Annotated in this window: 11 protein-coding genes; 3 read left to right on the forward strand and 8 right to left on the reverse strand. The window is 71.1% G+C overall.

Annotated elements, in window-relative coordinates; all coding sequences use genetic code 11:
• Positions 1-201 precede the first annotated feature (201 nt).
• The 3 genes from V2J18_RS13710 (at position 202) to V2J18_RS13720 (ending at position 3,272) form a co-directional block, all read left to right on the forward strand.
• Positions 202-615 (forward strand): hypothetical protein, encoded by a 414-nt coding sequence (locus tag V2J18_RS13710; protein WP_336132036.1) that lies wholly within the window; start codon positions 202-204, stop codon positions 613-615.
• Positions 616-827: 212 nt separating this feature from the next.
• On the forward strand, positions 828-1,583 hold the full coding sequence (locus tag V2J18_RS13715) for an endonuclease/exonuclease/phosphatase family protein (protein WP_261370069.1): 756 nt from the start codon (positions 828-830) through the stop codon (positions 1,581-1,583).
• Between the two features lie 321 nt (positions 1,584-1,904).
• Entirely contained in the window at positions 1,905-3,272 is a 1,368-nt protein-coding gene (locus V2J18_RS13720; RefSeq protein WP_336132037.1) for an esterase-like activity of phytase family protein, read from the forward strand.
• A 229-nt stretch (positions 3,273-3,501) separates the two neighbouring features.
• Here the strand turns inward: V2J18_RS13720 and V2J18_RS13725 are convergent, their stop codons facing one another.
• From V2J18_RS13725 to V2J18_RS13760, 8 genes are all read right to left on the reverse strand, one after another.
• Positions 3,502-4,110, reverse strand: a complete 609-nt coding sequence (locus V2J18_RS13725) for a YdeI/OmpD-associated family protein (RefSeq protein ID WP_336132038.1) — start codon at positions 4,108-4,110, stop codon at positions 3,502-3,504.
• A gap of 243 nt (positions 4,111-4,353) precedes the next feature.
• Positions 4,354-4,941, reverse strand: a complete 588-nt coding sequence (gene thpR / locus V2J18_RS13730; protein ID WP_336132039.1) for an RNA 2',3'-cyclic phosphodiesterase — start codon at positions 4,939-4,941, stop codon at positions 4,354-4,356.
• A gap of 42 nt (positions 4,942-4,983) precedes the next feature.
• A complete protein-coding gene (locus V2J18_RS13735; protein ID WP_064747513.1) occupies positions 4,984-6,111 on the reverse strand; it encodes a hypothetical protein in 1,128 nt (375 codons plus the stop codon).
• A gap of 37 nt (positions 6,112-6,148) precedes the next feature.
• A complete protein-coding gene (locus tag V2J18_RS13740; protein WP_064747512.1) occupies positions 6,149-6,961 on the reverse strand; it encodes a helix-turn-helix domain-containing protein in 813 nt (270 codons plus the stop codon).
• On the reverse strand, positions 6,958-7,554 hold the full coding sequence (locus V2J18_RS13745; RefSeq protein ID WP_222423739.1) for an SRPBCC family protein: 597 nt from the start codon (positions 7,552-7,554) through the stop codon (positions 6,958-6,960). The genes V2J18_RS13740 and V2J18_RS13745 overlap by 4 nt, the downstream gene beginning before the upstream one ends.
• Positions 7,555-7,717: 163 nt before the next feature.
• On the reverse strand, positions 7,718-9,598 hold the full coding sequence (locus tag V2J18_RS13750) for an ATP-binding cassette domain-containing protein (RefSeq protein ID WP_064747511.1): 1,881 nt from the start codon (positions 9,596-9,598) through the stop codon (positions 7,718-7,720).
• A 272-nt stretch (positions 9,599-9,870) separates the two neighbouring features.
• Positions 9,871-10,749 (reverse strand): GNAT family N-acetyltransferase, encoded by an 879-nt coding sequence (locus tag V2J18_RS13755; protein ID WP_336132040.1) that lies wholly within the window; start codon positions 10,747-10,749, stop codon positions 9,871-9,873.
• 279 nt (positions 10,750-11,028) lie between these two features.
• Positions 11,029-12,591 (reverse strand): protein adenylyltransferase SelO, encoded by a 1,563-nt coding sequence (locus tag V2J18_RS13760; protein ID WP_336132041.1) that lies wholly within the window; start codon positions 12,589-12,591, stop codon positions 11,029-11,031.
• Between the last annotated feature and the right edge of the window lie 19 nt (positions 12,592-12,610).

The following is a 12,610-nucleotide window of genomic DNA, read 5'->3' on the forward strand; positions in this document are numbered from 1 at the left end:
GGCCCCCTCTTTGCAAAGGGGGCAAAGGGGGCTGCTTTTGCTGCCCGCAAAAGCGGCGGACGATGCGCCCGCCCCCCGACCGACCGCGCGGAGCGTCACCGCTTCGACGGTCGCGGCTCACGCCGCTCCTACAGGCGGTACGGCGCGGCGGCATTCACGCGCCCGACGCTATGCTCGCTGCGACTCGGATCGGAGACTGCCATGCTTTCGCGCCTCGCATTCGTCCTGCTGGTCGCCACGGCGCTGCCGGCCTGCCACGGCGCGGCGACGCAGACCGCCGCCGTACCGACCGCCGCGGGCACAACGCCCATTCCGCCTTCCGGACTGCGCGCGATCGGCAACGAGCCTGGCTGGCTGGTCGAAGTCGGGGCCGGCGACACGCCGGCCATGCGCCTGATTCTCGACTACGGCGAGCGCAGGCTCGACGTCGCCGCCGCGGCCCGGCTCGGCGACGCCGGCTATCGCGGCACCACCGCCGATGGCGTTGAGGTGGAACTGCGCTATCGGCGCGAGACCTGCAGCGACGGCATGAGCGAACGCGACTATCCGGCCAGCGTGATGCTGCAGGTCGGCGCACAGACGTATCGCGGTTGCGCGGAGTTTCGGTCGCCATGAGCCGCTCCGCGCCCGTTTCGCCGTCGCACCGAAGTCCTGCAGACGGCGTCGCCGCGCACCGCTTCGCGCGAGGTTTGCGACATCTCGCGCAGGCCGCGCTCGCCGCCCTTGCATTGTCGTCTGCCTGCCTCGCCGGCGCAGCCGAGTCCGCAATAGCGGCCGGTTCCGCCACCGATCCTGCCGCCGCTCCCGCTGCGGCATCGCGTACCGCCGTGCGTGCAGCGCCGACGATCCGCGTGCTCAGCCTCAATCTGTGGCACGACAAGGGCGATTGGCCGCGCCGCCGCGCCCTGATCGTCGACGAGCTCCGCCGCCTGCGCCCGGACGTGATCGCGCTGCAGGAAGTGCTGCAGCGCGACGGCCTGCGCAATCAGGCCGAGGATCTGGGCGCCGCCTTGGGCTACCGGGTCCAGTTCGTTTCGGTCGATCCGCCGCAGGCCGCGCGTCGCTACGGCAATGCGTTGTTGACGCGGGCACGCAGCCGCGCCCGGGACCAGCGCAAACTCGACCCCCTGGACGACTACCGCACCGCGGCGCATGCGCGCGTGGCGCTGGGTCGCACCGGCGCAGTCGAGGTCTATGCCACCCATCTGCACAACGACCGCCAGGGCGGCGCGATCCGCGCGCGCCAGGTCGCCAGTCTGCTCGACTTCGTCGACGCCACGCGCGGCGACGGGCCGGTGCTGATCGCCGGCGATTTCAACAGCGACGCCGATTCGCCGGAGTTGAATGCCTTGGCCGCACGCTATCGCGACGCCTACGGCAGCGCGCATCCGCAGGCGAGCGCCGATCCGGCCGCGCACACCACGCTCAACCCCGCGTATCTACCGGCGCAACGCATCGATCACGTGTTCTACGACCCGCAACGTTTCGAGCTGGTCGAAGCCAAAATCGTCCTCGACCGCAGCCGCGAAGGCGTGTGGGCGTCGGATCATTTCGGCATGCTGGCGGTATTGCGGCTGCGCTGAGCGCGGGACGCGGCGTCGACGGAGGGCGTCGTCGGCGCCGATGTTGCAGTTTCCCCGCGCGTGGCCTGCGTGGCGTCCGCTTCGACGAAGGTTCCGGGCTTCGATCGTTGACGCAAGCCTTGAGGCCTCTGCGCGCTCCGTGGTCGCGGCTTGCGCCGCTCCTACAGGGGTCCCAGGACGAAGCGCGGCGAGAGTGAGGGATGGCGGTCGCGGCTTGCGCCGCTCCTACAGGGGTAGGTCGTCGCGACGCTGGCGGACCGTCATCCCGCTGACATCTGCCGCTTTCAGCATGACCGGTTTCCCGTGCCCCTGGAGCCCCGCATGATCCGTTCCGTCCTCGGCGCCGCCGTGCTGCTCGCCTGCGCCCTGCCCGCCTGCGCCGCTTCCTGGTCGCTGCGCAACGTGGTCGAGACCGCGGCGACGACCCGCGATGCCGTGCGCCTACCGCCGGGCACGCCGGACCAGGCCAACCTCAATCGCTTCGGCTTCTACTCCGACCTCAGCTACAACCCGCGCGACGGCTACTGGTACGCCCTGTCCGACCGCGGCCCGGGCGGCGGCGTGATCGATTACGCCACTCGCGTGCAACGCCTACGCATTCCCTACGATCGCCGCAGCGGCCGCATCGGTCAGCCGATCGTCGACAAGACCGTGCTGTTCCACGCTCGTCGCCGCGACAGCCTCAACGGCCTCAATCCGCAGTTGCTCAACGGCGACGCATCCCGGCTCGGCCTGAGTTTCGATCCCGAAGGCCTGGCCATCGGCCGCAACGGCCACTTCTACGTCGCCGACGAGTACGGCCCCAGCCTGTACGAGTTCGCGCCCAACGGCCGCCTGCTGCGCGCGTTCGAGATTCCCGACAACCTGCGCCCGCGCAATGCCCAGGGCGCGCTGGACTACGTCGGCGATCGCAAGAGCGTGGTCGCCGGGCGCCAGGACAACCGCGGCTTCGAAGGCCTGACGCTCAACGCCTCCGGCGACAAGCTCTATGCGGTGATGCAAGACCCGCTGGTGCAGGAAGGCGCGGGCAACGACGGGCGCCGCAGCCGCAACGTGCGCATCGTCGAGTTCGATCTGCGCCGCGGCCGCGCCGGCGCGCAATACGTGTACCGGCTGGAGCCGATCGAGGCGCTGAACGCGATCGATCCCTCGACCCGGGACGACTTCTCCGCTACCCAGCAGGGCCGCAGCATCGGCCTGAGCGCGATCCATGCGCTCAGCGACCAGGATTTCCTGGTGCTGGAACGCGACAACCGCGGCCTCGGCGTGGAAGTCACCGCAGCGCCCCTGCACAAGCGCGTCTACCGGATTTCGCTGCGCGGCGCGAGCGACGTGTCGCAGCGCTCGCTGGCCGGCAGCAACGACCTGCCGGCGGGCGTGCGCGCGGTCGACAAGGCTCCGGAGGTCGATCTGCTTGCCGCGCTGCACGGCGCCGGCGTACGCGATGTTCCGGAGAAACTGGAAGGCCTGGCGATCGGCCCGCGCCTGCGCGACGGCCGTCATCTGGTGCTGGTCGGCAGCGACAACGACTACAGCGTGACCCAGACCGGCGCCGGCGAGCAGTTCGAAGTCTGCGTCGACCGCCTCGGCGGCACCCGCACCCAGGTGCCGCTGGATGCCGCCTGCCCCGCCGGCACCGCGCGCATCCCCGGCACGCTGATCGCGTTCGCGGTGGATTTCCGCCGCTGATTCGGCGGCGGCGCCCGGAGCAGATCCCCCGGCGCCGCTCCCTCTGCGCATCCCATCGTCGCGCAAGGCGCCAGCCCCCTTTCCAAAGGGGGCTAATTTTCGTGGTATTGCCTGAGCTCACAGCAGCGCCGCCGTCCGAGATCCCGTCGAGTCCCGGCTTTGGGTTTGGGTTCTCAGCCCTTGCCAATCCCGAATCTCCAATCCCGAATCCCCAATCCCGAATCCCCAATCACCGCCCCACATACTTCCAGTTCCGCACCTTGCCCTGCGCCATCCACTCCACCGCCTGGATCAGGCGGGCGTGGCGGGTGGCCTCGCGCTTGGCCGCTTCGATCCATTCCACGTATTCGCGCTTCTGACTCGGCGGAAAGGCCTCGAAGTTGGCACGGGCCTTGGCATTCTTGCGCAGGGCCGCAGCCAGGTCATCGGGGGTCCGCACCGGCGGTTTGCGCTCGGCGGTCCGGGTCGCCGGCCGGGTCGCGCCGGATTCGATCAACGCCATCGCCTGTTTGACCAACCGCGTCAGTTCGCGTTTGCCCGGCAGGTCGGCGACCCGGGTCAAACGCCCGAACTGGCCCATCGCATCGCTGCCGGCGGCCTGCGCGGCGCCGACCACTTGCGCGCCGTGCCAGAAGCCGAACGTCGCATGCTGTTTGAACGCCGCCATCGCGCACAGGATCTTGCCGCGGTAGAGGAAGCTCGGCATGCCCCATTTCAGGGTCTCTTCGACCTCGGGGCAGGCCGCGCGCACCAGCGCGCGCAAGTGCTGCAGGATCGGCTGCGCGAACGGCGCGGCCTGGGCGATGTAGGCGTCGATGCGCCGGTCGGCGGCGGTCATGGCGATGCCCTCGGCGGTGACGGCCCATTCTGCGCCGGCCCCGCTTCCCGCCGCTAGCGTGGCAGTCGGCGGGCCCGACCCGCATCGCCCCAGTCCACGGAGGGTGGAGCGGCGCAGGCCGCGGCCGCGCGGTTGCGGTCTCGCGTCGCGATGCCGGCCTCCGCGGCCGCTGCACCGACGCGGCGCCCGCAAGCCGCTGCCGGCACCGACGATCGGATCCGGCCAAAGCGACAGCCGTCAGCCCTATCCGCGCAGCGGCCACTGCCCCAGCACGGTGTAGGCATTGCGTGCGCCCAACTGGCTGTGGATCAGGACGAACTCGCTCACCGGCCAGTCGATGGCCTCGATCGCGACCGGCGGATGCAGCGGTGCGGCGGCGTCGCGGACCACGGTGACGTGCGGCACCAGTTGCGATCCCGATTCCGCGCGCAGCCCCTGCTTGGCCAAGGCCACGCCCAGGCGCTGCCATAGCTGCTGCAAGCCGTCGGGCATCCGCTCGCAGCCCAGCCACCAGGGAATCGAACGGTTGCGGAAGCTACCGGCGCGGTCCAGACGCAATGCGAACGCCGGCGTCTCCAGCGTCGCCGCCGCAGCGCAGGCGGCCTGCGCGCGATCGCGCGGGAACTCGTGGGCGTCGCCGAGGAATTGCAGCGTCAGGTGGTAGCGATGCGCGCCGATCGCGCGGCCGCCGCTGCGGTAGTCCTGTTGCAGCCGTGCCGCGGTCGCGGCCATGCGCTCGCGGGTCGCCGCGTCGGGCAGCAAGGCGAAGAACAATCGGTGGATATCGGCGGGCGCGGCCGGCGCCGCGCCGAACAGGGAGTCTTGATGCATGGCGCCAGTCTAACGCCGGCGGCCGCGGCCGCCGGCATTCGCTCAGCGCGAGGGCGCGGCTTTGGCCTTGGCCGGCGCCGCGCCGTGGCCGTCGGCTTCGCGCCGCCGCGTGTCCTCGGCCAGCACCTCGGCCGCGGCGCGGCGCACGGCGGCCGGATCGGCCATGCGCAGGTCGGCATCGGCGCCCAACCCCAGCTGGGTCGCGACATCGCTCAGCACGCGTTTGTTCGAATACGGGTGCGGGTGATCCGGGTTGTCGTCGCGGCTGCGATAGAACTTGCCCAGCAACGTATCGCGGGTCTGGTCGGCCTGCGCCAGCTCGACCAGCTTGGCCCGGTACTCCAGCTGCCAGGACAGCATGTCCGGCCAACGCTGCTGGTCGGCGTAGTGCTGCGATTCGTGGCCGAGCAGGCTGACCCGGTAGTCCTCGCCCTGCAGATCGCCGTAATTGGCACGCACCGCGAACACGCCGTCGGCGTTGGCCCAGCCGCCGGCGCCGCCGGCGCCGCAGATACCGTAGTGGATCCAGCCGCGGCTGATCCAGTCGTCCATCAGGAACACCCTCACCGGCTGACGCGCGCCGCCGGGCAGATCGACCACGTAGTCGCGCTGCTCCTGCGCCCGCCACAGCAGCAGATCGTACAGCGGCGGCGTACGGCCGAGCTGCGCGTGCACGCCGCGCTTGCCGAGTTCGGCGTCGAGGCGCTCGTTCAAGGCGTCGAACGCCTCCTCGCCCTCGGCCGGCGGCGCTTCGCCAAGCAGGCCAGCCAGTTCGGTCTTGAGCTGCTTCTCGGCCGCGGGCCGGACGGAGACGTCCCGCAGCGACCGCCACCAGTAGCGCTGGTAGCTGGCCAGCAGCGCGCGCACCATCGGATCGCTGAGACCGCCGTCGGGTTCGACCGGCGCCGGCGCGCCGCTGCGATCGTGGCGTTTGAGCATGCAGCTGCGGAACGCGGCGTCCTTGGCGTTGAACTGCGCCACGGGCGCTGCCTTCAGCGCCTTCAACGCGGACGGCATGTCGGCGCGCAGGGTGTCGCCCTTGGCCTGGTTGACCGCCTGCGCGGCCTGCGGGCCGCTGTCGGCAGGCGCCGCGGCGGTGGCGGCGAGCGCACCGGCGGTCGTCGCCGCCAGGCTCAGCGAACACAGGGTGGACAGCAGGGTCGGTTTCATCGGCAGACTCCGGTTGCGCCGCGGCGCGTTGGGGCCATTAGGCCGCCTGCGCCGGCGCCGGGTCTTGTACGTACTTGATCTGCCGGCGCAAGGTCGCCGGGGTGCAACCGGCGTGGGCGACCACGATCCGGTGCAGATGGCTCTGATCGGCGAAGCCCGCCGCCGCGGCGACCTCGGCCAAGGGCAGATCGGTGGCCAGCAGTCGCAACGCGCGGCGCCAACGCAGTTCGCGCCGCAATGCGCGCGGCGACATGCCGTAGCTGCGGGTCAGCGCGCGGCTGGCGTGCTCGGCCGACACGCCAAGCCGGCCGGCGAGCACGCCGATCTCGTCCTCGCTGTCGGCCATGCGCCGCAGCAGTTCGCCTTGCCAATCCGGCAATGGCGACGGGGCCTGCGGCACGGCGCAGGCCAGCAATTCCGGCAATCGCTGCGGGCAACGCGCGAACACCTCCAGCGCCTCGCCCAGGTGATGCACGCGCCAGGCGCTGGCACCGAACGCGGCCAGGACTGCGTCCGGCCCGCCCATGCCGGATCGACCGGTCTCGCTCGACCGCACCCGGGCCGGCGCCTGTCCGAACGCGCGGTTGTCGGACGGACCGGCATCGAGCCACCCGCGCTCGGGCAGATCGAGGTTGATCGCCTGCGCGCCGAGCCCGCCGAAACGGTCGCCGTGGGCGTGATAGGCGGGGTGCAGCACCAGCGTGCCCGGGGTGCACGGCAACGGACCGTCGACGCTGGATTCGGTGTAGTCGCCGTCCAGCACCAAGGCCGCGTAAGCGTGGCGATGGCGATGCGTCGCCAGGCTGGCGCCGCGTGCGTGGCAGGTGCGATAGGCGGCGCCCGGGCTCATCGCTGCGGATCGGGCTGGACGGCGGCGCGGCCGGCCTCGGTGGCGCTCGATGGGGTCGCGGCCGGTCGGATGGCCGCCGGGTTCGCCGGCGCGCGCCGCAGGTAATCGCCGAGCCCCTGCAATTGCAGGCCTTGCACCTGATCGACCACGGCGACGAACTTGCTCAGGTCGTCGGGGGTGTAGCCGCCGGCGCGATAGCTCATGACGATGCGGGTGCCGCCGTCGGCGGTCGCGGCGAGCTTGAACTCCAGCGCGCCGTGCAGGCCCATGCCCTGCAGCGGGCCGAGGCCGCCGAGCAGGCGCAGGGTCTTGCCCGGGTCGACGAAACTCACCGTCATGTGCAGGGCCTGCTGCTTGCCGTCCTTGCCGATCTCGCAGAAGCAGCCGCCGGCGTGCGGCTGCAGCGACAGGCGCGAGGCCTGGCCCCACCAGGTGTGGTCCTTCGGCCACCAACGGTCGATGTCCTCGACCAGCGCCTTCCAGGCCGCGTCCGGCGCCACCGGCACGGTCTGCTCGTTCTCGACCGTGAACCCGTTCGCGGCCGCGTCCTTGACCGTCGCGCCGGCGTGGCCGCCGGCCAGCATCAGCCACATGGTCGCCGCCATCGCCACTGTTGCGCCGATCCGCCGCATCGCCGGTCTCCCCTCGCCGGCCGCGCCGGCGTTCGCGACTGCGATTAGGAACCGCCGCCCAGCGCCGGCGCAAGCGCCGGAAGTCGGGGGTCGCACTGCGCCGCGGCCGGCCTACGCCGGCGGCTCAGCCTTCCAGTTCGGCCCAGCGCGCGTAGGCGTGGTCGAGCTCGGCCTGGGTCTGGGCCAGGCTGGCGTTGTGGGCGTTGATCGCGGCGCTGTCGCGCTGGTAGAACGCGGCCTCGTTCATTTGCGCGGTGAGCTGGGCCAGGCGGGTTTCCAGCTCCTCGATCCGCAGCGGCAGCTGCTCCAGCTCGCGCGCGTCCTTGTAGCTGAGCTTGCGCTTGCTCGCGGCCGGCGCCGCCGCGGCGGCGGCCGCTTCGACCTTGACGGCCGGCTTCGCCGACGCGGCGATCGGCGCCGCCGGCTGCGCGCGTTGGCGCAGCCAGTCGCTGTAACCGCCGACGTACTCGCCGACCCGCCCTTCGCCTTCCATCACCAGGGTCGAGGTGACCACGTTGTCGAGGAAATCGCGGTCGTGGCTGACCAGCAGCAAGGTGCCGGGGTAGTCGCCGAGCAGTTCTTCCAGCAGTTCCAGCGTTTCGACGTCGAGGTCGTTGGTGGGTTCGTCCATCACCAGCAGATTCGACGGCTGGGCGAACAGCTTGGCCAGCAGCAGACGATTGCGCTCGCCGCCGGACAGGCGGGTGATCGGCGCCCGCGCACGTTCCGGGGTGAATAGGAAGTCCTGCAGGTAGCCGATCACGTGCTTGCTCTTGCCGCCGACCTCGACATACTCGCGGCCCTCGGCGACATTCTCGATCGCGTTCCAGTCCTCGCGCAGCGTCGCGCGGTACTGGTCGAAATAGGCGATCTGCAGCTTGCTGCCCTCGCGCACCTCGCCCGTGCCCGGGCTCAGGTCGCCGAGCAGGATCTTCAGCAAGGTGGTCTTGCCGCTGCCGTTGGGGCCGATCAAGCCGATCCGGTCGCCGCGGAACACGGTGGTCGAAAAGTCGCTCAGCATCGGCTGCCCGCCGTAGCCGAAGTTCACGTCCTTGGCTTCGATGACCTTGCGTCCGGAGGCTTCGGACTGGGCGAACTCCATGCGCACGTTGCCGACCGCGTCGCGGCGCGCGGCGCGCTCGTTGCGCATCGCCTTGAGCCGGCGCACCCGGCCTTCGTCGCGAGTGCGGCGGGCCTTGATGCCCTGGCGGATCCACACCTCTTCCTGCGCCAGCAGCTTGTCGAAGCGCGCGTTCTCCTGCGCCTCGGCGTTGAGCCGTTCCTCGCGCCGACGCAGGTAATTGTCCCAGTCGCCCGGCCAGCTGGTGACCTGACCGCGGTCGATCTCGACGATCCGGGTCGCCAGCGCGCGCAGGAAGCGGCGGTCGTGGGTGACGAACAGCAGCGCGCCCTGCCAGGACTTGAGGAACTGCTCCAGCCAGTCGATCGCCTCGATGTCGAGGTGGTTGGTCGGCTCGTCGAGCAGCAGCAGGTCGGGCGCCGAGACCAACGCGCGCGCCAGCAGCACGCGCCGCTTCATGCCGCCGGACAGGCCGGTGAAGGCGGCCTCGCCGTCCAGGCCGAGCCGGGTCAGGGTCTCGGTCACGCGCTGGTCCAGGGCCCAGCCCTGGGCGTCCTCGATCTTGGCCTGCACCTTGGCGACCGCGTCGGCGTCGTAGATCTCGGCATGGCTGAGATGGTGGTACTCGGCCAACCACGCGCCCAGTTCGCCCAGACCGTCGGCGACCACATCGAACACGCTGCCGGTCGCGCCGGCCGGCACTTCCTGCTCCAGCCGCGCCACCCGCGCGCCGTTTTCGCGCCGTACCTCGCCGTCGTCGGGCTGCAATTCGCCGGCCAGCAGCTTCATCAGCGTGGACTTGCCGGCGCCGTTGCGGCCGATCAGGGCGATGCGTTCGCCGGGTTCGATGGCCAACTCGACGTTTTCGAGCAGGAGCGGGCCGCCGACGCTGTAGTCGACGTTCTGGACGGTAATCAGGGGCATCCGCCCATTCTACCGGGCGCGGCGCCCGCGGCGGCGCCTCGGCCGGCACGCGGCGCCGGCCGGGCGCATACTCGGCGCAGGCGCACGGCCTCCGCCGCACCCCGCCGCCACCAAGGGAGGAACCGCCATGAGCAAGGGCATGGACCGCAAGAAAGAGACCAAGAAGAAGCCGGCCAAGACCATGAAGGAAAAGCGCGCCGAGAAGAACGAGAAGAAGGCCGCCAAGCCCTTCGCGCCGGTCTGAGCCCGGCCGGCGTCCGCGGCCGGCGCGCTCAGGTCCGCGCCAGCAGCGGAAAGCGGTGTGCGGGCAGCGCCTGCAGGTCGAGCCCGCGCACGAACAGGTGCGCATCGTCCTCGATCGCCACCGCTTCGGCCCGCGGCCAGCCGCGCGGCGGGCCGAAGCCGAAACGCAGGGCTCGCACCGGCGCGTCGATCAATCGCGGCACGGCCGCGACCGGGTCGAAACGCTCCGGGGCGGCGCAGAACACGTCTTCGATCGTCAGCATCCCGTCCTCGACCTGGGCGAACACCAGGGTGTCGCGATCGAGCCGTCGCAAAGGCGAGGCGTAGCCGTTGGCGGCGTACCAAGTCGCGATGCGGCCATAGTCGCGGGCGGCGAAGGCCCCGGCCGACGGGGCCGCAACGGTGGCCAGACGCAGGAATTCGGCCCGCCAGACCGGGTCGGCCAAGTCCAGCGCCGGCGCCGGCTCGGCCCCGGGACGCAGTTCGACGCGGCTTTCGAACCGCCACTGCGGCGCGGCCGCGAAGCCGAACCGCGGATAGAAGTCCAGCACCGTCGGGTTGGCGAACAACAGCACCGGGGCACGGCCGCAGACCGCCAACGCGGCCTGCATCGCCCGCCGCGCCAGCCCCTGTCCGCGGTGGCCCGTCAAACAGCCGACCGCGCCGAGCTGGAAACCTTCGACGTCCTTGCCGTCGATCCACAGGCGCATGCGCGACAGCGATGCGTTGGCGACCACCCGCCCGCCTTCCACCAGGCAGAACGCGCGGTAGCTGTCGCTCCACTGCCCCCACTCGCACCAGCGACGGAAGTCGGCCTGGGTGAAGACCTGGGCGACATAGTCGCAATAGGCCGGATGCAGAGACAGGTCGGAAGGACCGAGAACGTGCAGGTGGATGGCGGAATGCATCGGTCGATTCTGCCCCGGCTCACGTCCGAAAAACGTCGTCCCGATGGCGCCGGACGTGCGTTTTCGTCGCCGGGTACGCGGTGGCGGCGGCGCAACTCGCCGTGGGAGCGGCGCAAGCCGCGACAACCGGAACGACGGTCAACGCGTGGCGTCCCAAGCCCGGGCGTTGGATGTGCGCTCGGCCGAGGCCATCGCTTTGCGGTCTGCGATCTGCGGTCTGAGCGCTCGCGTACACCGCCGCGGTTGTCGCGGCTCGCGCCGCGCCTACGGGTGGAGCGCTCAGGAACTGCACGACAGCATCGAACACCCGGCGCGATCGCGCGCCCAGTCGGGGCGCTTGGCCGCGAAGGCTTCGCGTCCTGGCTGGTCCTGGTACGGCCGCCGCATCACCTCCAGCAGTTCGTGCACGCCGCCGAGGTCGCCCTGCTCGGCGCGGTCGATCGCCTGCTGCGCCAGGTAATTGCGCAGCACGTAGCGCGGGTTGGCCGCGTGCATGCGCGCGCGCCGCTGCGCCGCGGGCAGCGCATCGGCACGGACACGGGCGGCGTAGTCGGCCAGCCAGGCCCGCAAGGCCGGCGCGCCGGCGGCGGCCTTGTCGGAATCGTAGGCGGCCTCGGCCAGCGGCGCCGGATCGGGCGCCTCGGCCTCGACGTCGACCTCGGCCAGGGCACGGAAAAAGATCGTCATGTCGATCTCGTGCGTCTGCAGCCACTCGCGCAGGCGCTGCATGCGCTCGATGTCGCCCTCCGCGCAATCGCGCAGGCCGAGCTTGGCCGCGATCGCCTCGGCCTCGGCCGCGTTGTAGGTATCGACATAACGGCGCAGGCCGTCCTGCAGGGCCTCGACCGGGATCAGCAGCGACAAGGCCCCGGCCAACCGGCTCAGGTTCCAGTACGCGACCTGCGGCTGCTGGCCGTAGCGATAGCGGCCGCGGCCGGCGTCGGTGGTGTTCGGCGTCCAGTCCGGGTCGTAGGCGTCGATCCAGCCGTAAGGGCCGTAGTCGATGGTCAGGCCCAGCACCGAAAGATTGTCGGTGTTCATGACTCCGTGCACGAAGCCGACCCGCATCCAGTGCGCCATCAGCCTGGCGGTGCGCTCGCAGACCTCGCCGAACCAGGCCGCATGGCGCGCCGGTTCGTCGCCCTGCAGATGCGGAAAATCGCGGCGGATGCAGAAGTCCACCAGCTGCTTCAGCAATCCGGTTTCGCCGCGCGAGGCCGGCAATTCGAAATTGCCGAAGCGGATGAACGAAGGCGCGACCCGGCACACGATCGCGCCCGGTTCGGCCTGCGGATGGCCGTCGTAGAACATGTCGCGCACCACCGCCTCGCCGGTGCCGACCAGGCTCAGCGCGCGCGTGGTCGGCACGCCCAGGTGGTGCATGGCCTCGCTGCACAGGAACTCGCGGATCGACGAGCGCAACACCGCGCGGCCGTCGGCACTGCGCGAGTAAGGCGTCGGCCCGGCGCCTTTGAGCTGCAATTCCCAACGCTCGCCGGCCGCAGTCACCGCCTCGCCGAGGGTGATCGCGCGGCCGTCGCCGAGCTGGCCGGCCCAATGCCCGAACTGGTGACCGCCGTAGTTGGCCGCGTAGGGGTCCATCCCGGGCAGCAAGGCGTTGCCGCCGAACACCGCGGCGAACTCCGAGCCGGCCAGATCGTCCTCGCCGATGCCCAGAATGCCCGCCATCTCGGCCGAATGCGCCAGCAGGCGCGGCGCGGCGACCGGGGTCGGCAGCGTGCGCGAATACGCCGCGCCATACACCTGGCGTACACCCGGCCCCGACTCGGGATCGCCGGGAAGTTCGCGGACGAAGGCATTGTCGAAACGCAGCGAGAGCATGGCGGAACCGGCCGGGGAT

The sequence above is a fragment of the Lysobacter firmicutimachus genome (assembly GCF_037027445.1).
Lineage (GTDB): Bacteria > Pseudomonadota > Gammaproteobacteria > Xanthomonadales > Xanthomonadaceae > Lysobacter > Lysobacter firmicutimachus.

Bases quoted from the DNA above. Each gene is read 5' to 3' on its own strand.
- V2J18_RS13710 (WP_336132036.1), top strand. From the start codon at position 202: ATGCTTTCGCGCCTCGCATTCGTCCTGCTGGTCGCCACGGCGCTGCCG.
- V2J18_RS13720 (WP_336132037.1), top strand. From the start codon at position 1,905: ATGATCCGTTCCGTCCTCGGCGCCGCCGTGCTGCTCGCCTGCGCCCTG.
- V2J18_RS13725 (WP_336132038.1), bottom strand. From the start codon at position 4,110: ATGACCGCCGCCGACCGGCGCATCGACGCCTACATCGCCCAGGCCGCG.
- thpR (WP_336132039.1), bottom strand. From the start codon at position 4,941: ATGCATCAAGACTCCCTGTTCGGCGCGGCGCCGGCCGCGCCCGCCGAT.
- V2J18_RS13735 (WP_064747513.1), bottom strand. From the start codon at position 6,111: ATGAAACCGACCCTGCTGTCCACCCTGTGTTCGCTGAGCCTGGCGGCG.
- V2J18_RS13740 (WP_064747512.1), bottom strand. From the start codon at position 6,961: ATGAGCCCGGGCGCCGCCTATCGCACCTGCCACGCACGCGGCGCCAGC.
- V2J18_RS13745 (WP_222423739.1), bottom strand. From the start codon at position 7,554: ATGTGGCTGATGCTGGCCGGCGGCCACGCCGGCGCGACGGTCAAGGAC.
- V2J18_RS13750 (WP_064747511.1), bottom strand. From the start codon at position 9,598: ATGCCCCTGATTACCGTCCAGAACGTCGACTACAGCGTCGGCGGCCCG.
- V2J18_RS13755 (WP_336132040.1), bottom strand. From the start codon at position 10,749: ATGCATTCCGCCATCCACCTGCACGTTCTCGGTCCTTCCGACCTGTCT.
- V2J18_RS13760 (WP_336132041.1), bottom strand. From the start codon at position 12,591: ATGCTCTCGCTGCGTTTCGACAATGCCTTCGTCCGCGAACTTCCCGGC.